The 20,042-nt window shown below is 69.3% G+C and carries 17 protein-coding genes; 2 read left to right on the top strand and 15 right to left on the bottom strand.

Going from position 1 to position 20,042, the window contains the following annotated elements:
• Positions 1–63: 63 nt before the first annotated feature.
• The 14 genes from nuoN to ACFVHO_RS35040 are packed head-to-tail and all read right to left on the bottom strand — an operon-like array spanning position 64 to position 16,210.
• A complete protein-coding gene (gene nuoN / locus ACFVHO_RS34975) occupies positions 64–1,713 on the bottom strand; it encodes an NADH-quinone oxidoreductase subunit NuoN (RefSeq protein WP_385723819.1) in 1,650 nt (549 codons plus the stop codon).
• Complete coding sequence (locus ACFVHO_RS34980) at positions 1,710–3,281, bottom strand: NADH-quinone oxidoreductase subunit M (protein ID WP_385723821.1); 1,572 nt, start codon at positions 3,279–3,281, stop codon at positions 1,710–1,712. Before ACFVHO_RS34980 ends, nuoN begins: the two co-directional genes overlap by 4 nt.
• Before the next feature lie 5 nt (positions 3,282–3,286).
• The gene (gene nuoL, locus ACFVHO_RS34985; protein ID WP_385723823.1) at positions 3,287–5,188 is read right to left on the bottom strand and encodes an NADH-quinone oxidoreductase subunit L; all 1,902 of its coding nucleotides are present in this window, start codon (positions 5,186–5,188) and stop codon (positions 3,287–3,289) included.
• 15 nt (positions 5,189–5,203) lie between these two features.
• Positions 5,204–5,503 (bottom strand): NADH-quinone oxidoreductase subunit NuoK, encoded by a 300-nt coding sequence (nuoK, locus tag ACFVHO_RS34990; RefSeq protein WP_030359114.1) that lies wholly within the window; start codon positions 5,501–5,503, stop codon positions 5,204–5,206.
• Positions 5,500–6,387, bottom strand: a complete 888-nt coding sequence (locus ACFVHO_RS34995; protein WP_385723826.1) for an NADH-quinone oxidoreductase subunit J — start codon at positions 6,385–6,387, stop codon at positions 5,500–5,502. The genes nuoK and ACFVHO_RS34995 overlap by 4 nt, the downstream gene beginning before the upstream one ends.
• Positions 6,384–7,109, bottom strand: a complete 726-nt coding sequence (gene nuoI / locus ACFVHO_RS35000; RefSeq protein ID WP_385723828.1) for an NADH-quinone oxidoreductase subunit NuoI — start codon at positions 7,107–7,109, stop codon at positions 6,384–6,386. Before nuoI ends, ACFVHO_RS34995 begins: the two co-directional genes overlap by 4 nt.
• Positions 7,102–8,490 carry an NADH-quinone oxidoreductase subunit NuoH gene (gene nuoH / locus ACFVHO_RS35005; protein WP_385723891.1) on the bottom strand — a complete coding sequence of 463 codons (1,389 nt, stop codon included), beginning with the start codon at positions 8,488–8,490 and terminating at the stop codon, positions 7,102–7,104. The genes nuoI and nuoH overlap by 8 nt, the downstream gene beginning before the upstream one ends.
• A complete protein-coding gene (locus ACFVHO_RS35010) occupies positions 8,490–11,003 on the bottom strand; it encodes an NADH-quinone oxidoreductase subunit G (protein WP_385723831.1) in 2,514 nt (837 codons plus the stop codon). Before ACFVHO_RS35010 ends, nuoH begins: the two co-directional genes overlap by 1 nt.
• Positions 11,000–12,370, bottom strand: a complete 1,371-nt coding sequence (gene nuoF / locus ACFVHO_RS35015) for an NADH-quinone oxidoreductase subunit NuoF (RefSeq protein WP_385723834.1) — start codon at positions 12,368–12,370, stop codon at positions 11,000–11,002. The genes ACFVHO_RS35010 and nuoF overlap by 4 nt, the downstream gene beginning before the upstream one ends.
• Positions 12,370–13,227: an NADH-quinone oxidoreductase subunit NuoE gene (gene nuoE, locus ACFVHO_RS35020; RefSeq protein WP_385723836.1), complete on the bottom strand. Its 858-nt coding sequence runs from the start codon at positions 13,225–13,227 to the stop codon at positions 12,370–12,372. The genes nuoF and nuoE overlap by 1 nt, the downstream gene beginning before the upstream one ends.
• Positions 13,224–14,558, bottom strand: a complete 1,335-nt coding sequence (locus ACFVHO_RS35025) for an NADH-quinone oxidoreductase subunit D (protein WP_385723839.1) — start codon at positions 14,556–14,558, stop codon at positions 13,224–13,226. Before ACFVHO_RS35025 ends, nuoE begins: the two co-directional genes overlap by 4 nt.
• Positions 14,555–15,286 carry an NADH-quinone oxidoreductase subunit C gene (locus ACFVHO_RS35030; RefSeq protein WP_385723841.1) on the bottom strand — a complete coding sequence of 244 codons (732 nt, stop codon included), beginning with the start codon at positions 15,284–15,286 and terminating at the stop codon, positions 14,555–14,557. Before ACFVHO_RS35030 ends, ACFVHO_RS35025 begins: the two co-directional genes overlap by 4 nt.
• Complete coding sequence (locus ACFVHO_RS35035) at positions 15,283–15,837, bottom strand: NADH-quinone oxidoreductase subunit B family protein (RefSeq protein ID WP_016640165.1); 555 nt, start codon at positions 15,835–15,837, stop codon at positions 15,283–15,285. The genes ACFVHO_RS35030 and ACFVHO_RS35035 overlap by 4 nt, the downstream gene beginning before the upstream one ends.
• 13 nt (positions 15,838–15,850) lie before the next feature.
• Entirely contained in the window at positions 15,851–16,210 is a 360-nt protein-coding gene (locus ACFVHO_RS35040; protein ID WP_003992243.1) for an NADH-quinone oxidoreductase subunit A, read from the bottom strand.
• A gap of 904 nt (positions 16,211–17,114) precedes the next feature.
• On the opposite strand from ACFVHO_RS35040, the gene ACFVHO_RS35045 reads away from it, so the two are divergent.
• On the top strand, positions 17,115–17,954 hold the full coding sequence (locus ACFVHO_RS35045) for a C40 family peptidase (RefSeq protein ID WP_385723844.1): 840 nt from the start codon (positions 17,115–17,117) through the stop codon (positions 17,952–17,954).
• Between the two features lie 138 nt (positions 17,955–18,092).
• Here the strand turns inward: ACFVHO_RS35045 and ACFVHO_RS35050 are convergent, their stop codons facing one another.
• Complete coding sequence (locus ACFVHO_RS35050; protein WP_385723847.1) at positions 18,093–19,376, bottom strand: geranylgeranyl reductase family protein; 1,284 nt, start codon at positions 19,374–19,376, stop codon at positions 18,093–18,095.
• 115 nt (positions 19,377–19,491) lie between these two features.
• On the opposite strand from ACFVHO_RS35050, the gene ACFVHO_RS35055 reads away from it, so the two are divergent.
• Positions 19,492–20,034, top strand: a complete 543-nt coding sequence (locus ACFVHO_RS35055; protein WP_385723849.1) for a GNAT family N-acetyltransferase — start codon at positions 19,492–19,494, stop codon at positions 20,032–20,034.
• Positions 20,035–20,042 lie beyond the last annotated feature (8 nt).

Consider the following 20,042-nt stretch of genomic DNA (forward strand, 5'->3'; position numbering starts at 1 on the left):
CCTCCCGCGAGCTGCGGGACGCCGGGCGGCACCGTACGAGGCAGGCGGAGCCGAAGCCCCCGCCTACCGGACGAAGACTCCCGCCTGGTTGGCCAGATCGAGGAAGTACTGCGGCGCCACACCGAGCACCAGCGTCACCGCGACGCCGAACCCGATCGCCGTCATCGTCAGCGGCGACGGCACGGCGACCGTCGGGCCGTCCGCCTTCGGCTCGCTGAAGAACATCAGGACGATCACGCGGATGTAGAAGAACGCCGCGATGGCGGACGAGATCACACCGACCACGACCAGCGCGCCCGCGCCGCCCTCGGCGGCCGCCTTGAACACCGCGAACTTGCCCGAGAACCCGGAGGTCAGCGGGATGCCCGCGAAGGCGAGGAGGAAGACGGCGAAGACCGCGGCGACCAGCGGTGAGCGGCGGCCGAGCCCCGCCCACTTCGACAGGTGCGTCGCCTCGCCGCCCGCGTCCCGCACCAGCGTGACCACCGCGAACGCGCCGATCGTCACGAAGGAGTACGCGCCAAGGTAGAAAAGCACCGACGAGACGCCGTCCTTCGTGGTCGCGATGACACCCGCGAGGATGAAGCCCGCGTGCGCGATCGACGAGTACGCGAGGAGCCGCTTGATGTCGGTCTGGGTGATCGCGACGATCGCGCCGCCCAGCATCGTGATCACGGCGACGCCGTACATCACCGGCCGCCAGTCCCAGCGCAGCCCAGGGAGCACGACGTACAGCAGCCGCAGGAGCGCGCCGAACGCGGCCACCTTCGTCGCCGCCGCCATGAAGCCCGTCACCGGCGTGGGCGCGCCCTGGTAGACGTCGGGCGTCCACATGTGGAACGGCACCGCGCCGACCTTGAAGAGCAGACCCATCACGATCATCGCGGAGCCGATGAGGAGCAGCGCGTCGTTGCCCATGGTGCCCGCGAGAGCGGGGTCGACCGTGGTGATCGTGCCGTCGACGACCTTGGCGACCGTGCCGTACGACACCGAGCCCGCGTAGCCGTAGATCAGCGCGATGCCGAACAGCGTGAACGCGGAGGCGAAGGCGCCGAGGAGGAAGTACTTCACGGCCGCTTCCTGCGACATGAGCCGCTTGCGGCGCGCCAGGGCGCACAGCAGGTACAGCGGCAGCGAGAAGACTTCCAGGGCGATGAAGAACGTCAGCAGGTCGTTCGCCGACGGGAAGACCAGCATGCCGCCGATGGCGAACAGTGCCAGCGGGAACACCTCGGTGGTGGCGAACCCGGCCTTGGTGGCGGCCTGTTCGCCCTCACTGCCGGGCACCGCTCCGGCCTGCGCCACGAAGGAGTCGACGCGGTTGCCGTGCGCCACCGGGTCGAGCCTGCGCTCCGCGAAGGTGAAGATCGCGACCAGACCGGCGAGGAGAATGGTGCCCTGCAGGAAGAGCGCGGGACCGTCGACGGCGATGGCGCCCATCGCCGCGATGCGGGCCTTCGTGGTGCCGTAGCCCCCGGCCGCGAGGGCGACGACCGCGGCGAAGGCGGCGGCGAGGGCGACGACGGAGACGAACAGCTGGGCGTAGTAACGGGACTTGCGCGGCACGAAGGCTTCGATGAGCACTCCGATGACGGCGGCACCGATGACGATCAGGGTCGGTGCCAGCTGGCCGTACTCGATGTTCGGCGCGTCGATCTTGTCGATCGGCTCGGCCGCCGTTGTCCACAGGCTGTGGACGGCTGTCGCACTCACTTGGCGGCCTCCACTTCGGGCTTGGGGTCCTTCTTCTGGACATCGGACATGGTGTGCTTGACCGCCGGGTTCACCAGCTCGGTGACCGGCTTCGGGTAGACGCCGAGGACGATCAGGAGGGCGATCAGCGGGGCCACCACGGCCAGTTCGCGCACCTTCAGGTCGGGCATCGACGCGACCTCCGGCTTCACCGGGCCCGTCATCGTCCGCTGGTAGAGCACGAGGGTGTAGAGCGCGGCGAGCACGATGCCGAAGGTCGCGATGATCCCGACCGCCGGATAGCGCGCGAACGTGCCGACCAGGACCAGGAACTCACTCACGAACGGCGCGAGCCCCGGCAGCGACAGCGTGGCCAGACCGCCGATCAGGAAGGTGCCCGCGAGCACCGGCGCGACCTTCTGCACTCCTCCGTAGTCCGCGATCAGACGCGAGCCGCGGCGCGAGATCAGGAAGCCGGCGACCAGCATCAGGGCGGCCGTGGAGAGGCCGTGGTTGACCATGTAGAGCGTCGCGCCGGACTGCCCCTGGGACGTCATCGCGAAGATGCCGAGGATGATGAACCCGAAGTGCGAGATCGACGCGTACGCCACCAGGCGCTTGATGTCGCGCTGGCCGACGGCGAGCAGCGCGCCGTAGATGATGCTGATCAGCGCGAGCACCAGGATCGCCGGTGTCGCCCACTTGCTCGCCTCCGGGAACAGCTGGAGGCAGAAGCGCAGCATCGCGAACGTGCCGACCTTGTCGACCACCGCCGTGATCAGCACGGCGACCGGGGCCGTGGCCTCGCCCATCGCGTTCGGCAGCCAGGTGTGCAGCGGCCACAGCGGGGCCTTCACCGCGAAGGCGAAGAAGAAGCCGAGGAACAGCAGCCGCTCGGTGTTGGTCGCCATGTCCAGCGAGCCGTTGGCCCGCGCCTCGGCGATCTCCTGGAGCGAGAAGTTCCCGGCGACCACGTAGAGCCCGATCACGGCGGCCAGCATGATGAGGCCGCCGACCAGGTTGTAGAGCAGGAACTTCACGGCCGCGTACGAGCGCTGCGCCGAGGCGTTCTCGTCGCTGCCCGTGTGGGCGCGGTCTCCGAAGCCGCCGATGAGGAAGTACATCGGGATGAGCATGGCTTCGAAGAAGATGTAGAAGAGGAAGACGTCGGTGGCCTCGAAGGAGATGATCACCATCGCCTCGACGGCCAGGATCAGGGCGAAGAAGCCCTGGGTGGGCCGCCAGCGCGACGACTTCGTCTCCAGGGGGTCGGCGTCGTGCCAGCCCGCCAGGATGATGAAGGGGATCAACAGGGCGGTGAGCGCGATCAGGGCGACGCCGATGCCGTCGACGCCCAGCTCGTACCGCACCCCGAAGTCACTGATCCAGGCGCGCGATTCGGTCAGTTGATAGCGGTCGCCGTCCGGGTCGAACCGGACGGCCACCACGACGGCCAGCACGAGCGTGGCCAGGGAGAAGAACAGCGCGAGCCACTTGGCGGCGGTCCGCCGTGCGGCCGGGACGGCCGCCGTGGCGATCGCGCCGACCGCGGGAAGCGCGGCCGTCGCTGTCAGCAGAGGAAACGACATCGGTATCAGACCGCCCTCATCAGCAGGGTCGCGGCGATGAGGACCGCCACGCCGCCGAACATCGAGACCGCGTAGCTGCGGGCGTAGCCGTTCTGCAGCTTGCGCAGCCGTCCGGAGAGCCCGCCGACCGAGGCCGCCGTGCCATTGACCACGCCGTCCACCAAGGTGTGGTCGACGTACACCAGGGAGCGCGTGAGGTGCTCGCCGCCGCGCACCAGGACCACGTGGTTGAAGTCGTCCTGGAGCAGGTCGCGGCGGGCCGCGCGGGTGAGCAGCGAGCCGCGCGGGGCGACGACCGGGACCGGCCTGCGGCCGTACTGGACCCAGGCCAGGCTCACGCCGATGACCAGGACCACCATGGTGGCGCCCGTGACCGTGGCGGCGCTCAGCGGGGAGTCGCCGTGGTCGTGGTGGGTGACCGGCTCCAGCCAGTGCATGAAGCGGTCGCCGATGCTGAAGAAGCCACCGGCGAACACCGACCCGACGGCGAGCAGGATCATCGGGATCGTCATGGACTTCGGAGACTCGTGCGGGTGCGGTTCGTTGCCGTCGGCATCCGGCTGCCAGCGCTTCTCTCCGAAGAAGGTCAGGAGCATCACACGGGTCATGTAGTACGCCGTGATGGCCGCGCCGAGCAGCGCCACGGAGCCGAGGATCCAGCCCTCCGTGCCGCCCTTGGCGAACGCCGCCTCGATGATCTTGTCCTTGGAGAAGAAGCCGGACAGACCGGGGAAGCCGATGATGGCGAGATAGCCGAGACCGAAGGTCACGAAGGTCACCGGCATGTACTTCCGCAGGCCCCCGTACTTCCGCATGTCCACCTCGTCGTTCATGCCGTGCATGACCGAACCGGCGCCGAGGAAGAGCCCGGCCTTGAAGAAGCCGTGCGTCACCAGGTGCATGATCGCGAAGACGTAGCCGATGGGGCCGAGGCCCGCGGCCAGGATCATGTAGCCGATCTGGGACATCGTCGAACCGGCGAGGGCCTTCTTGATGTCGTCCTTCGCGCAACCGACGATCGCACCGAAGAGGAGCGTCACGGCGCCCACGACGGTGACCGCCAACTGCGCGTCCGGGGCGCCGTTGAAGATCTCCCCGGAGCGCACGATCAGATACACGCCTGCGGTCACCATCGTCGCCGCGTGGATCAGGGCCGAGACCGGGGTCGGGCCCTCCATCGCGTCCCCGAGCCAGGACTGCAGCGGCACCTGCGCGGACTTGCCGCACGCCGCGAGCAGGAGCATCAGGCCGATCGCCGTCAGCTTGCCCTCGCTCGTCTCTTCGGCGGCCCCCAGGACGGGCTCGAAGGCGAACGTCCCGAAGGTGGTGAACATCAGCATGATGGCGATCGACAGGCCCATGTCGCCGACCCGGTTGACCAGGAAGGCCTTCTTGGCCGCCGTGGCCGCGCTGGGCTTGTGCTGCCAGAAGCCGATCAGGAGGTACGAGGCGAGGCCCACGCCCTCCCAGCCGACGTACAGGAGCAGGTAGTTGTCGGCGAGGACCAGCAGGAGCATCGCCGCGAGGAACAGGTTCAGGTAGCCGAAGAAGCGGCGGCGCCGCTCGTCGTGCTCCATGTACCCGATCGAGTACAGGTGGATCAGCGTGCCCACGCCGGAGATCAGCAGGACGAATGTCACCGACAGCTGGTCCAGCTGGAAGGCGACGTCCGCCTTGAAGCCCTCGACGGGGATCCAGCTGAACAGGTGCTGATGCAGGGACCGGTCCTCGGCCCCCTTGCCCAGCATGTCGGTGAAGAGCACGAGCCCGATCACGAAGGAGACGGCCGCGAGCGCCGTGCCGATCCAGTGACCCACACGGTCCAACCGGCGCCCGCCGCACAGCAGTACGGCCGCTCCGAGCAGAGGCGCCGCCACCAGCAGCGCAATCAAGTTCTCTGTGTTCACGGTTCTAGCGACCCCTTACAGCTTCATCAGGCTGGCGTCGTCGACCGAGGCCGAGTGACGGGAGCGGAACAGCGACACGATGATCGCGAGCCCGACCACGACTTCCGCCGCCGCGACGACCATCGTGAAGAAGGCGATGATCTGGCCGTCCAGGTTGCCGTGCAGCCGGGCGAAGGCGACGAACGCGAGGTTGCAGGCGTTCAGCATCAGCTCGACGCACATGAAGACGACGATCACGTTCCGCCGGATCAGCACGCCGGTGGCGCCGATGGCGAACAGCAGGGCCGCCAGATACAGGTAGTTGACCGGATTCACTTCGACGCCTCCTCGGTCTGCTCGCCCGCCGCGGCGGCGACGGGATCGGACCCGTCATCGCCGCCCCGGCCGCTGTCCGCGCGAACCGGTCCCGGCCGCTCCAGGCGGTCCGAGGCACGCTGCTCCAAGGCCCGCAGGTCGTTCAGCGCCTCGCTGGAGACGTCGCGGATCTGGCCGCGCTCACGCAGCGTCTGGTTGACCGTGAGCTCCGAAGGAGTGCCGTCCGGGAGCAGGCCCGCGATGTCCACCGCGTTGTGCCGGGCGTACACACCCGGGGCCGGCAGCGGCGGCAGGTGCTTGCCCTCGCGCACGCGCTCCTCGGCGCGCTCGCGCTGCGTCTTGGCGCGCTCCGTGCGCTCGCGGTGGGTGAGGACCATCGCGCCGACCGTCGCCGTGATCAGCAGGGCGCCGGTGATCTCGAAGGCGAAGACGTACTTCGTGAAGATGAGGGACGCGAGTCCCTCCACGTTGCCGCCCTCGTTGGCCTTGGCCAGGCCGTTGAAGTCCTTCAGGGAGGCGTTGCCGATGCCCGCGAACAGCAGGATGGCGAAACCGAGTCCGCACAGGGCCGCGAGCCAGCGCTGGCCCTTGATGGTCTCCTTCAGGGAGTCGGCGGCGGTGACGCCGACGAGCATGACCACGAAGAGGAACAGCATCATGATCGCGCCCGTGTAGACCACGATCTGCACGATGCCCAGGAAGTACGCGCCGTTGGCCAGGTAGAACACCGCAAGGATGATCATGGTCCCGGCGAGGCAGAGTGCGCTGTGCACCGCCTTGCGCATCAGGATCGTGCACAGTGCGCCGATCACGGCGACCGTGGCGAGCACCCAGAACTGGACGGCCTCGCCGGTGGAGGTGGTGTAGGCCGCGAGGGCGGTCATGCGTCCACCCCCTGCTCGCGCGAGGCCCCGGCCCCTTCACCGGAGCCGGATCCCTCGGCCTCGTCCCCGGGGTCGGGCTTCTCGCCCTTGGAGACGGCCACTTGGGGCACCGTGCCCGGCGCGGCCTGGGTGACCAGACCACGGTAGTAGTCGCCCTCGTCCATGCCGGGGTAGATCGCGTGCGGCGAGTCGACCATGTCCTCTTCGAGGCCGGCGAGCAGCTGCTCCTTGGTGTAGATCAGGTTCTCGCGGCTGCTGTCGGCGAGCTCGAACTCGTTCGTCATCGTCAGCGCGCGCGTGGGGCACGCCTCGATGCACAGGCCGCAGAGGATGCAGCGGGCGTAGTTGATCTGGTAGACGCGGCCGTACCGCTCGCCCGGGGAGTAGCGCTCCTCTTCGGTGTTGTCCGCGCCCTCCACATAGATGGCGTCCGCGGGACAGGCCCAGGCGCACAGCTCGCAGCCGACGCATTTCTCCAGGCCGTCCGGATGGCGGTTGAGCTGGTGCCGGCCGTGGAACCGGGGTGCGGTGGTCTTCTGCTGCTCCGGATACTGCTCGGTCAGCCGCTTCTTGAACATGGCCTTGAAGGTCACGCCGAAGCCCGCGACGGGGTTCTGGAACCCCTGGTTGGACTGGTTCGACTGCTGCGGGTCGGCCGCCTGCTGCTGCTCGGGCAGCTGCGAGCGCTTCGGCCGGTCCGGCATGTTCGACTGCTCAGCCATCGGACGCCTCCTTTCCGTCACTTTGAGTATCGGGCCCACCACTGACAATCAACTCCCGCTCGTGGCGCGGGCGTCGGCGCGGCACCGGCGGCAGGGTCTGTCCGGGCAGCGGCGGCACCGGGAATCCCCCGGCCATCGGGTCGAAGGCAGCGGATTCCTCGGGCGGGGAAGCCGCGATCTCCTGCTTCTCCCGCTTGTCGCGGAACATGTCCACGAGTACGGAGAGCAACAACAGGGCGAGCACTCCGCCGCCTACGTAGAGCGCGATCTCGCTGAAGTCGTAGTCCTCGTTGCGCAGCGCCCGCACCGTGGCGACGAGCATCAGCCACACCACCGACACCGGGATGAGGACCTTCCAGCCGAGCTTCATCAGCTGGTCGTAGCGGACACGGGGCAGCGTGCCGCGCAGCCAGATGAAGAAGAACAGCAGCAACTGGACCTTGAGCACGAACCAGGCCATCGGCCACCAGCCGTGGTTCGCGCCCTCCCAGAAGGTGCTGATGGGCCATGGAGCCCGCCAGCCGCCCAGGAAGAGCGTCACGGACACGGCCGAGACGGTGATCATGTTGATGTACTCGGCGAGCATGAAGATCGCGAACTTGATCGACGAGTACTCGGTGTTGAAGCCGCCGACGAGGTCGCCCTCGGACTCCGGCATGTCGAACGGAGCGCGGTTGGTCTCACCGACCATCGTCACGATGTAGATCAGGAACGAGACCGGAAGCAGCAGGACGTACCAGCGGCCCTCCTGCGCCTCGACGATCCGCGACGTCGACATCGACCCGGAGTACAGGAAGACGGAGGCGAACGCGGCGCCCATCGCGATCTCGTAGGAGATCATCTGCGCGCACGAGCGGAGACCGCCGAGCAGCGGGTACGTCGAACCGGAGCTCCAGCCCGCGAGCACGATGCCGTAGATGCCGACCGAGGCGACCGCGAGGATGTAGAGCATCGCGATCGGCAGGTCGGTGAGCTGCATCGTGGTGCGGTGCCCGAAGATCGACACTTCGTTGCCCGCGGGGCCGAAGGGGATCACCGCGATCGCCATGAACGCCGGGATGGCGGCGACGATCGGCGCGAGGATGTAGACCACCTTGTCCGCGCGCTTGACGACGACGTCTTCCTTGAGCATCAGCTTGATGCCGTCCGCGAGGGACTGCAGCATGCCCCAGGGGCCGTGCCGGTTCGGGCCGATGCGCAGCTGCATCCAGGCGACGACCTTGCGCTCCCACACGATGGAGAACAGCACCATCACCATCAGGAACGCGAAGCAGAAGACGGCCTTGAGGCCGATCAGCCACCAGGGGTCCCGGCCGAACATCGACAGGTCCTCGGCCGCGAGCGGCACCGATGCCTGCGCGGTGTGCACTGCCTGAAGCATCACGACGTCACCTCCGTGGCCCCGGCGGGGGCCACCGGGCCGGCCGGGCCGACCCGGACCAGATCGCCCGGGCGGGCGCCGGTGTCCGAAGTGACGCCTCCCCCGGTCGAGTTCAGCGGGAGCCAGACCACCCGGTCGGGCATCTGGGTGACAAGGAGCGGAAGCGTGGTCGCGCCCGCCGGTCCGGTGACGGTGAGCGTGTCGCCGCCCTTGACGCCGATCTCGGCCGCGGTGGCCGCCGAGAGCCGGGCCACCGCCGCGTGCCGCGTCCCGGCGAGCGCGTCGTCGCCCTCCTGGAGGCGGCCCTGGTCGAGCAGCAGCCGGTGGCCGGCGAGGACGGCCTCACCGGCGGCGGGCCGGGGCGGCTGGGCACCGGTCTCCAACGGCTCGGTGGCGTGCGGCCCGTCCCAGCCGCCGAGCCGGTCCAGCTCGCGCCGGACGGTCAGCAGGTCGGGCAGGCCCAGGTGGATGTCGCCCGCGTCGGCCAGCATGTGCAGGACACGGGCGTCGGTCGGGGACGACTTGCGGGTCATCTGGTCCGGCTTCAGCGCGGCCTCGAAAAGCCGGGCCCTGCCCTCCCAGTTGAGGAACGTGCCCGGCTTCTCGGCGACGGCGGCCACCGGAAGCACCACGTCGGCACGTTCCGTCACCTCGCTCGGCCGCAGCTCCAGGGAGACCAGGAAGCCGACCTCGTCGAGCGCCGCACGCGCGCGCGCCGGGTCGGGCAGGTCGGCGACGTCCACGCCCGCGACGAGCAGCGCGCCCAGCTCGCCGGTCGCGGCGGCCTCGATGATCTGGCCGGTGTCCCGGCCGTAGCGGTGCGGGAGTTCGGCGACGCCCCAGGCGCCGGCGACCTCGTCCCGCGCGCGCGGGTCGGTGGCCGGGCGGCCGCCCGGGAGCAGCGACGGCACGGCGCCCACCTCGATCGCCCCGCGCTCGCCCGCGCGGCGCGGAATCCACACCAGCTGGGCACCGGTCGCGGACGCGGCCCGCACGGCGGCGGTGAGCCCGCCCCGTACCGCCGCGAGCCGCTCCCCGACCACGATCACGGAGCCTTCGGAGCGCAGTGCCTCGGCGGCCTTCGCGCCGTCGTCCGCCAGGCCCACGCCCGCGGCGAGCGCGTCCAGCCACTCGGTCTCGGTGCCGGGCGCGGCCGGGAGGAGCGTGCCACCGGCCTTCTCCAGGCCGCGGGTGGCGTGGGTGGCGAGCGAGAACGTGCGCTGGCCGTGCTTGCGCCAGGCCTTGCGCAGCCGCAGGAAGACGCCGGGCGCCTCCTCCTCGGACTCCATCCCGACGAGCAGCACGGCCGGGGCCTTCTCCAGCGCGCCGTACGTGACGCCGGTGCCGTCGAGGTCCCGGCCGCGCCCGGCGACGCGCGCCGCGAGGAAGTCGGCCTCCTCGCTGCTGTGCACCCGCGCGCGGAAGTCGATGTCGTTCGTACCGAGCGCCACGCGCGCGTACTTGCTGTACGCGTAGGCGTCCTCCACGGTGAGCCGTCCGCCGGTCAGCACTCCGGCCCGCCCGCGGGCGGCGGCGAGCCCCTTGGCCGCCGTCTCCAGCGCCTCGGGCCACGAAGCCGGCACCAGCTGCCCGGAGTCGGCGTCCCGCACCAGCGGCGTGGTCAGCCGGTCCGGCTTCTGCGCGTACCGGAAGCCGAAGCGCCCCTTGTCGCAGATCCACTCCTCGTTGACCTCGGGGTCGTCCTGCGCGAGCCGCCGCATCACCTTGCCGCGCCGGTGGTCCGTACGCGTCGCGCAACCGCCCGCGCAGTGCTCGCACACCGACGGCGACGACACCAGGTCGAAGGGGCGCGACCGGAAGCGGTACGCGTGCGAGGTGAGCGCGCCCACCGGACAGATCTGGATGGTGTTCCCGGAGAAGTACGACTCGAAGGGGTCACCGTCGCCCGTGCCGACCTGCTGGAGCGCGCCGCGCTCGATCAGCTCGATCATCGGGTCGCCCGCGATCTGGTTGGAGAAGCGGGTGCAGCGCGCGCACAGCACGCACCGCTCACGGTCGAGCAGCACCTGCGTGGAGATCGGCACGGGCTTCTCGTACGTGCGCTTCTTGCCCTCGAACCGGGAGTCCGGGTCGCCGACCTGCATGGCCTGGTTCTGCAGCGGGCACTCGCCGCCCTTGTCGCATACCGGGCAGTCCAGCGGGTGGTTGATGAGCAGCAGCTCCATCACGCCGCGCTGCGCCTTCTCGGCGACCGGCGACGTCAGCTGCGACTTCACCACCATGCCGTCGGTGCAGGTGATGGTGCAGGACGCCATCGGCTTGCGCTGGCCCTCGACCTCGACGATGCACTGGCGGCAGGCACCGGCGGGGTCGAGCAGCGGATGGTCGCAGAAGCGCGGGATCTCGATGCCGAGGAGTTCGGCGGCACGGATCACCAGGGTGCCCTTGGGGACGCTGATCTCGATGCCGTCGATCGTCAGCGAGACCAGGTCCTCCGGCGGAACGGCCGCTTCCCCGCCCCCGGAGGGAGCGCTATTGGTGGTCACTGTCATGCGTTCACCTCCGTGTGGGTGTCGGACCGGCCGCTCCGGTCGGCCCAGAGCGTGGACTTGGCGGGGTCGAAGGGGCAGCCCCGGCCCGTGATGTGCTGCTCGTACTCCTCGCGGAAGTACTGCAGCGAGGAGAAGATCGGCGAGGCGGCGCCGTCACCGAGGGCGCAGAAGGACTTGCCGTTGATGTTGTCGGCGATGTCGTTCAGCTTGTCGAGGTCGGACATGACGCCCTTGCCGGCCTCGATGTCGCGCAGCAACTGCACGAGCCAGTACGTCCCTTCGCGGCAGGGCGTGCACTTGCCGCAGGACTCGTGGGCGTAGAACTCGGTCCAGCGCGTCACGGCCCGCACCACGCAGGTCGTCTCGTCGAAGCACTGCAGGGCCTTGGTGCCGAGCATGGATCCGGCGGCGCCCACGCCCTCGTAGTCGAGCGGCACGTCGAGGTGCTCGTCGGTGAACATCGGCGTCGAGGAGCCGCCCGGCGTCCAGAACTTGAGGCGGTGGCCGGCGCGCATGCCGCCGCTCATGTCGAGGAGCTGGCGCAGCGTGATGCCGAGCGGCGCCTCGTACTGGCCGGGCGAGGTGACGTGGCCGCTGAGCGAATAGAGCGTGAAGCCGGGCGACTTCTCGCTTCCCATCGACTTGAACCAGTCTTTCCCGCGATTCAGGATCGCGGGAACCGACGCGATGGACTCGACGTTGTTGACAACAGTGGGGCATGCGTAGAGGCCCGCGACCGCAGGGAAAGGGGGACGGAGTCGCGGCTGGCCACGGCGGCCTTCCAGCGAGTCGAGCAGCGCGGTCTCCTCACCACAGATGTACGCGCCCGCGCCCGCGTGCACGGTGAGTTCGAGGTCGAGTCCGCTGCCGAGGACGTTCTTGCCGAGATAGCCCGCCGCGTAGGCCTCACGGACGGCCTCGTGCAGCCGCCGCAGCACGGGGACGACTTCACCCCGCAGATAGATGAACGCATGCGAAGAACGGATCGCGTAGCAGGCGATCACGATGCCCTCAATGAGGCTGTGCGGGTTCGCGAAGAGGAGCGGGATGTCCTTGCAGGTCCCTGGCTCCGACTCGTCGGCGTTGACAACTAGATAGTGCGGTTTGCCGTCGCCCTGCGGAATGAACTGCCACTTCATCCCCGTGGGGAAGCCCGCGCCGCCTCGGCCGCGCAGGCCCGAGTCCTTCACATAGGCGATCAGGTCGTCCGGCGCCATGGCGAGGGCCTTGCGCAGCCCCTCGTAGCCGTCGTGGCGGCGGTAGGTGTCCAGCGTCCAGGACTTGTCCTCGTCCCAGAAGGCGGAGAGCACCGGCGCGAGCAGCTTCTCCGGGCTGGTCTCGTTGTCGATCTCGGCGGCCAACGTCATCACTCCCCCTCCTCGGCTGACGGACCGGCCGGGTGGGCCGGGTCGGAGGCCGAGGTCTGCTGCGGCGCGTCGTGCGAGCTGAGGTGCTCGCTGGGCGACGGGTCGTGTGGCTGGGTGTCCTCCGGTCCGCCCGCACGCGGGTGGACCACGCGCGTGGGGGACGCCTCGCCCTTGGCCAGGCGCAGTCCGATCAGCGAGGCGGGGCCCGCGCCGCCGGTCGCCTCGACGGCGCCGGGGCGCTCGTCCGGGAAGCCCGCGAGGATCCGGGCCGTCTCCTTGAAGGTGCACAGGGGGGCGCCGCGGGTCGGCTCGACCCGGGCGCCGGAGCGCAGGTCGTCGACGAGGCGCTTGGCGCTGCCCGGAGTCTGGTTGTCGAAGAACTCCCAGTTGACCATCACCACGGGGGCGAAGTCGCAGGCGGCGTTGCACTCGATGTGCTCCAGCGTCACCTTGCCGTCGTCGGTGGTCTCGCCGTTGCCGACGCCCAGGTGCTCCTGGAGGGCCTCGAAGATGGCGTCGCCGCCCATGACCGCGCACAGCGTGTTGGTGCAGACGCCGACCTGGTAGTCGCCGGAGGGCTTGCGGCGGTACATGGTGTAGAAGGTCGCGACCGCCGTCACCTCCGCGGTGGTCAGGTCCAGCATGTCCGCGCAGAACTGCATGCCGGTGCGGGTCACATGGCCTTCCTCCGCCTGCACCAGGTGCAGCAGTGGAAGGAGCGCCGAGCGGGAGTCCGGGTAGCGGCCGATGACCTCGCGCGCGTCCGCTTCGAGGCGGGCGCGGACATCGTCCGGGTAGTCCGGCGGGGGCAGTTGGGGCATGCCCAGGCTGACGCCCTCGGGGGAACTGGTGGTCACCGGTCGACGCCTCCCATCACGGGGTCGATGGACGCGACGGCGACGATGACGTCGGCGACCTGGCCGCCCTCGCACATCGCCGCCATGGCCTGCAGATTGGTGAAGGACGGGTCACGGAAGTGGACCCGGTAGGGGCGGGTGCCGCCGTCGGAGACGACGTGCACGCCCAGTTCGCCCTTGGGCGATTCCACGGCGGCGTAGGCCTGGCCGGGGGGTACCCGGAAGCCCTCCGTCACCAGCTTGAAGTGGTGGATCAGGGCCTCCATGGAGGTGCCCATGATCTTCTTGATGTGGTCGAGCGAGTTGCCGAGGCCGTCGGGGCCGAGGGCCAGTTGGGCGGGCCAGGCGATCTTCTTGTCGGCGACCATGACCGGGCCCGGCTCCAGGCGGTCCAGGCACTGCTCGATGATGCGCAGCGACTGGCGCATCTCCTCCAGGCGGATCAGGAAGCGCCCGTAGGAGTCGCAGGTGTCGGCGGTGGGGACGTCGAAGTCGTACGTCTCGTAGCCGCAGTAGGGCTCGGCCTTGCGCAGGTCGTGCGGGAGGCCGGCCGAGCGCAGGACCGGGCCGGTGGCGCCGAGGGCCATGCAGCCGGACAGGTCGAGGTAGCCGACGTCCTGCATGCGGGCCTTGAAGATGGGGTTTCCGGTGGCGAGCTTGTCGTACTCCGGAAGGTTCTTGTGCATCTTCTTCACGAACTCGCGGATCTGGTCCACCGCGCCGGGCGGCAGGTCCTGGGCGAGTCCGCCGGGCCGGATGTACGCGTGGTTCATGCGCAGGCCGGTGATCAGCTCGTAGATGTCGAGAATGAGTTCACGATCACGGAAGCCGTAGATCATGATCGTCGTGGCGCCGAGTTCCATGCCGCCGGTGGCGATGCAGACCAGGTGCGAGGACATCCGGTTCAGCTCCATCAGGAGCACCCGGAGGATCGTGGCGCGGTCGGGGATCTGGTCCTCGATGCCGAGGAGCTTCTCCACGCCCAGGCAGTACGCCGTCTCGTTGAAGAACGGCGTCAGATAGTCCATGCGCGTGACGAACGTGGTGCCCTGCGTCCAGGTGCGGTACTCGAGGTTCTTCTCGATGCCCGTGTGCAGATAGCCGATGCCGCAGCGGGCCTCGGAGACCGTCTCGCCCTCGATCTCCAGGATGAGCCGGAGCACGCCGTGCGTGGAGGGGTGCTGCGGACCCATGTTGACGACGATGCGCTCGTCGTCGGCCCTCACGGCGGACTGGACGACCTCGTCCCAGTCGCCGCCGGTGACGGTGTAGACGGTGCCTTCCGTCGTGGCGCGGGGGGTTGCGTGGGGAGCGGTGTGAGGAGAAGTCACGAGTACGACCTCCGCTGGTCCGGAGCCGGGATCTGGGCGCCCTTGTATTCGACGGGGATGCCGCCGAGCGGGTAGTCCTTGCGCTGCGGGAAGCCCTGCCAGTCGTCCGGCATCATGATCCGCGTGAGGGCCGGGTGGCCGTCGAAGATCAGCCCGAAGAAGTCGTACGTCTCGCGCTCGTGCCAGTCGTTCGTCGGGTAGACGGCGACGAGCGAGGGGACGTGCGGATCGGCGTCCGGGGCGCTGACCTCGATGCGGATCAGGCGGTTGTGGGTGATCGAGCGCAGGTGGTAGACGGCGTGCAGCTCGCGGCCCTTGTCCTCGAGGAAGTGCACGCCGCTGACGCCGGTGCACAGCTCGAAGCGCAGCGCCGGGTCGTCGCGCAGGGTGCGGGCGACCCGCACGAGGTGCTCGCGCGCGATGTGGAAGGTCAGCTCGCCGCGGTCGACGACCGTCTTCTCGATGGCGTTCTCGGGGACGAGCCCCTGTTCCTCCAGGGCCCCTTCGAGTTCGTCGGCGACCTCGTCGAACCAGCCGCCGTAGGGGCGCGAGGAGGCGCCGGGCAGCGTGATGGTGCGGACCAGGCCGCCGTACCCGGAGGTGTCGCCGCCGTTGTCGGCGCCGAACATGCCCCTGCGGACGCCGATGACGTCGCCGGAGGTGTCACGGGGGGCCGGCACCGCGCCCTCGGGCTGCTCGCCGGTGCCGTTCACGTGCGCGTCGCTCACCGCAGCAGACCCTTCATCTCAATGGTGGGGAGGGCCTTGAGAGCCGCCTCCTCCGCCTCGCGGGCCGCTTCCTCGGCGTTCACGCCGAGCTTGGAGGTCTGGATCTTCTGGTGCAGCTTGAGGATCGCGTCCATCAGCATCTCGGGCCGGGGCGGACAGCCGGGCAGATAGATGTCGACCGGGACGACGTGGTCCACGCCCTGCACGATCGCGTAGTTGTTGAACATCCCGCCCGACGAGGCGCAGACCCCCATGGAGATGACCCACTTGGGGTTCGGCATCTGGTCGTAGACCTGGCGCAGGACGGGCGCCATCTTCTGGCTCACGCGCCCGGCCACGATCATCAGATCCGCCTGCCGCGGCGAGCCGCGGAAGACCTCCATGCCGAAGCGCGCCAGGTCGTAGCGCCCGGCGCCGGTCGTCATCATCTCGATGGCGCAGCACGCGAGGCCGAACGTGGCGGGGAAGACGGATGACTTGCGCACCCACCCGGCGGCCTGCTCGACGGTGGTCAGCAGGAATCCGCTCGGGAGTTTCTCTTCGAGTCCCATGCTCAGTGGCTCCTCAGTCCCATTCCAGGCCGCCGCGCCGCCAGACGTACGCGTAGGCGACGAAGACGGTGAGCACGAAGAGCAGCATCTCCACGAGCCCGAAGATCCCCAGGGCGTCGAAGGTGACCGCCCAGGGGTAGAGAAAGACGATCTCGATGTCGAAGACGATGAAGAGCATCGCCGTCAGGTAGTACTTGATGGGGAAGCGCCCGCCGCCGGCCGGCGTGGGGGTCGGCTCGATCCCGCATTCGTAGGCCTCGAGCTTCGCGCGGTTGTACCGCTTTGGACCGATAAGCGTGGCCATGACCACGGAGAAGATCGCAAAGCCTGCCCCGAGGGCTCCCAGTACGAGGATGGGCGCATAGGCGTTCACCGCTCCTCGCTCCTCTCAGTCGGCACTGACTGCTGGCGGTTGCATCGGACTCGCGAAGATCACTCGCACGCGAAGATCGCTTACATGTGAAGCAGGTCACAAGCCCAACTGCCCCGCATCCTATGCCTGCCGGTCTGTGATCTGCGACACGGGGTACGACAACGGCTTTGTGATCTCCACCACCTGACGAAGGATCATGAAGTCGGATGAGCGGTGATCTTCGTACGCGAAGCGCCTGAGTGATCACCAGAGGTGACATCCTGACGCGTAAGGCCTGGTCGAGACGGGGTTGCACTATCAAGAGATGGCCGCTACAGGCAAATTGGTGCTGGACGCGAACGCTTGATAGAGGAGCGCGTTCACACTTTGGCGGCAGAGATGTGGACGGGTGTGGACGTGTGCATCGATTCACGAGTCGAGAGCCGCGTCCCACGAGTCGGGCACCGCGTCACCCACGCGCGTGAGGGCGTCCCCGCGCTCCACGCCGACCTCAGCTTCACCACGCGCGTGCGCTTGCACGTTCACTCCGCCACTCCGCGCATACGCGTGCACGTACGCGCGCGCGAGGGCGACACGTCCCCCACGCGCGCGAGCGGAAGATCTCGGCCCGGTCTCGGCGAGGTCTCGGGGAGGTCCATCGCGCCACCCGACGTGACCTGCGCCACACGCGAACTACCGGCCAAACAACCGGGCTTGGCCAACCGGCATAGGGGGTGGTAGTCCACGGGCAATTCGGACGTAACGCGGAAAACCCATGATCACAGGCGTGATCACGACTGTCCGCATTGCCCGTTACGGCGTCAATAAGATGCGACACGCCCGGGATTCAGCCGCGCGCCGGGCAACTGTGGCGCAGCACACGTTTCTTGAAGGGAACCGGGTGTCCCTGATAGCGGTTGTTCTCATGTCCCACACCGCTCACATACCCAGCCACCGGAAGCCCCGCCGCAGCGCGTCGAAGATGGCTCTGCGCGCCGGAGTTGCCGGTGGCGTCCTCAGCACCCTGGCAGTGGCCGCCGCCGCTGGTACGGCGAACGCCGCCGAGCCGGTGACCGAGACCATCGAGCTGCCCACCCTGACCGCCGATCTGTCCGCACAGATCGCCCAGTCGGCTGACGCGACGGCCCAGACCGCCGACAGCTACGAGGCCCGCGCGCAGCAGGACGCCGCCGCCGTGAAGGCCGCCAAGCAGGCCGCCAAGGACCAGGCGGAGGCCGAGAAGAAGGCGGAGGCCAGGAAGAAGGCCGAGGCCAAGGCCAAGGCCGAGCGCAAGGCCGCGCAGGAGCGCGCCGCGCGGGACTCCGAGCGCACCCAGCTCAGCACGTCCTCCGCGCCCTCCGGTGGCGGCTCCTCCGCCTCCACCCCGTCCTCCAACAACTCCGCCCCCAGCGGCAGCGTCGGGACGGTCATCAGCTTCCTGAAGGCGCAGCTCGGCGACGCGTACGTCATGGGTGCCTCCGGCCCCAACGCGTGGGACTGCTCCAGCCTCGTCCAGGCCGCCTTCAAGCAGGTCGGTGTCGACCTGCCGCGCGTCTCCCAGGCGCAGTCGACGTCCGGCACCCCCGTCTCGCTCTCCAACCTCCAGGTGGGCGACATCCTTTACTGGGGCAGCGCGGGCTCGGCGTACCACGTCGGTGTCTACATCGGTGACGGCCAGTACCTGGACGCCGCGAACCCCGGCAAGGGCGTCGTCATCCAGGACCTGTCGGGCTACCCGGCCTCCGGAGCGGTGCGCGTCCTCTGACGCTTTCGCGTACGTCCACGGCGCACGCACGAAGGGCCGGAACCCCCAGCGGGGTTCCGGCCCTTCGACGTGCGGCCCCGAGAGGGTCGCGGGCCTCCCCGGGCCCCACGTGCGTCCACGCGAGGCCCAGGGGCCAGGTCAGGCCTTGGGAGCCACCTTGCTGAGGCCGTTGATGATGCGGTCCATCGCGTCGCCGCCCCGCGGGTCCGTGAGGTTCGCCAGCATCTTCAGGGTGAACTTCATCAGCATCGGGTGGGTGAGGCCCCGCTGGGTGGCGATCTTCATGACCTTCGGGTTGCCGATGAGCTTCACGAAGGCGCGGCCGAGCGTGTAGTAGCCGCCGTAGACCTCCTTGAGCGTCTTCGGGTAGTCCTGGAGGGCCAGTTCGCGCTGGGCGGGCGTGGCGCGGGCCTGGGCCTGCACGATGACGTCGGCCGCGATCTGGCCGGACTCCATGGCGTACGCGATGCCCTCGCCGTTGAACGGGTTGACGAGGCCGCCCGCGTCGCCGACGAGGAGCAGGCCCTTGGTGTAGTGCGGCTGGCGGTTGAACGCCATCGGCAGGGCGGCGCCACGGATGGGCATCGTCATGTTCTCGGGGGTGTAGCCCCAGTCCTCGGGCATCGAGGCGCACCAGGCCTTGAGGATCTCGCGCCAGTCGAGCTCCTTGAAGGCGGCCGAGGTGTTCAGGACGCCGAGGCCGACATTCGACGTACCGTCGCCCATGCCGAAGATCCAGCCGTAGCCGGGCAGGAGCCGGTCCTGGGCGCCGCGGCGGTCCCACAGCTCCAGCCAGGACTCCAGGTAGTCGTCGTCGTGGCGCGGCGAGGTGAAGTACGTCCGCACGGCGACACCCATCGGGCGGTCCTCGCGGCGGTGCAGGCCCATCGCGAGGGAGAGCCGCGTGGAGTTGCCGTCCGCGGCCACGACCAGCGGCGCGTGGAAGGTCACCGGCGTCTTGTCCTCGCCGAGCTTGGCGTGCACGCCGGTGATGCGGCCGGTGCGGTCGTCGATGATCGGGGCGCCCACGTTGCAGCGCTCGTGCAGCCGCGCGCCCGCCTTCTGCGCCTGCCGGGCGAGCTGCTCGTCGAAGTCGTCGCGTTTACGGACCAGGCCGTAGTCCGGGTAAGAGGCGAGATCCGGCCAATCCAGTTGCAGCCGTACGCCGCCCCCGATGATGCGGAGCCCTTTGTTCCGCAGCCAGCCCGCCTCTTCGGAGATGTCGATGCCCATCGACACGAGCTGCTTGGTGGCGCGGGGCGTGAGCCCGTCACCGCAGACCTTCTCCCGCGGGAACGCGGTCTTTTCGAGGAGGAGTACGTCGAGGCCGGCCTTCGCCAGGTAGTACGCCGTGGTCGAACCGGCTGGCCCGGCCCCGACGACGATGACGTCAGCGGTGTGTTCGGAGAGGGGCTCGGTCACGGCGGGTTCTCCCCAAGGCTCGAAATCTGTGTGCCGACCGGCACGGGATATGGGCAGTCTATGAGGCGGTACCGATCAACCAGGCGAAGGGCCACTTGTGAGCGATGTGAGCGACGTGAGCGACGTAAGCCCCGTGAGCGACACGGGCACCGTGGACGTCGCGCCGCCGGCGGTCCGGCTGCGCGTCCCGACCGACGAGGACGCCTTCGTCTGGCACCGCCTCTTCGACGACCCCGAGGTCATGGAGTTCGTCGGCGGCTGGAGCTCGGAGCGGTCCACGTACGAGGAGCTGACCGCGCGCCAGCGCAGACACGACGCGGAACTCGGCTTCTGCCTGTGGACGTTGCTCGACCCCGAGGGCGACCCGGTGGGCTTCGCCGGTGCCATGCCGTGGCCCAGGGAGTGGGGGCCGACGGGCGAGATCGAGATCGGCTGGCGGCTCGCGCGCGCGGCGTGGGGGCACGGCTACGCGACCGCGGCGGCCCGCGCGACCCTGGAGCGGGTGCGGGCGGCGGGCGTGCGGTCGGTGGTCGCGATGATCGACATACGCAACGAGCGGTCCATGGCGGTCGCGCACCGCCTCGGCATGGAGCGGGCGGAGACGTTCACGTCGCCCAGCACGGGCGTGACCGCGTACTGCTACCGGCTCTCGCTGTAGGGCGCCAG

It is taken from the genome of Streptomyces sp. NPDC127108, from assembly GCF_042677545.1.
In the GTDB taxonomy this organism is placed as follows: domain Bacteria; phylum Actinomycetota; class Actinomycetes; order Streptomycetales; family Streptomycetaceae; genus Streptomyces.

What these genes read in the sequence shown, in the direction of transcription:
- nuoH (WP_385723891.1), bottom strand. Translation starts at nt 8,490, where the DNA reads ATGCTTCAGGCAGTGCACACCGCGCAGGCATCGGTGCCGCTCGCGGCC.
- ACFVHO_RS34995 (WP_385723826.1), bottom strand. Translation starts at nt 6,387, where the DNA reads ATGACCGCCCTCGCGGCCTACACCACCTCCACCGGCGAGGCCGTCCAG.
- nuoI (WP_385723828.1), bottom strand. Translation starts at nt 7,109, where the DNA reads ATGGCTGAGCAGTCGAACATGCCGGACCGGCCGAAGCGCTCGCAGCTG.
- nuoF (WP_385723834.1), bottom strand. Translation starts at nt 12,370, where the DNA reads ATGACGTTGGCCGCCGAGATCGACAACGAGACCAGCCCGGAGAAGCTG.
- ACFVHO_RS35010 (WP_385723831.1), bottom strand. Translation starts at nt 11,003, where the DNA reads ATGACAGTGACCACCAATAGCGCTCCCTCCGGGGGCGGGGAAGCGGCC.
- ACFVHO_RS35045 (WP_385723844.1), top strand. Translation starts at nt 17,115, where the DNA reads ATGTCCCACACCGCTCACATACCCAGCCACCGGAAGCCCCGCCGCAGC.
- ACFVHO_RS34980 (WP_385723821.1), bottom strand. Translation starts at nt 3,281, where the DNA reads ATGTCGTTTCCTCTGCTGACAGCGACGGCCGCGCTTCCCGCGGTCGGC.
- ACFVHO_RS35035 (WP_016640165.1), bottom strand. Translation starts at nt 15,837, where the DNA reads ATGGGACTCGAAGAGAAACTCCCGAGCGGATTCCTGCTGACCACCGTC.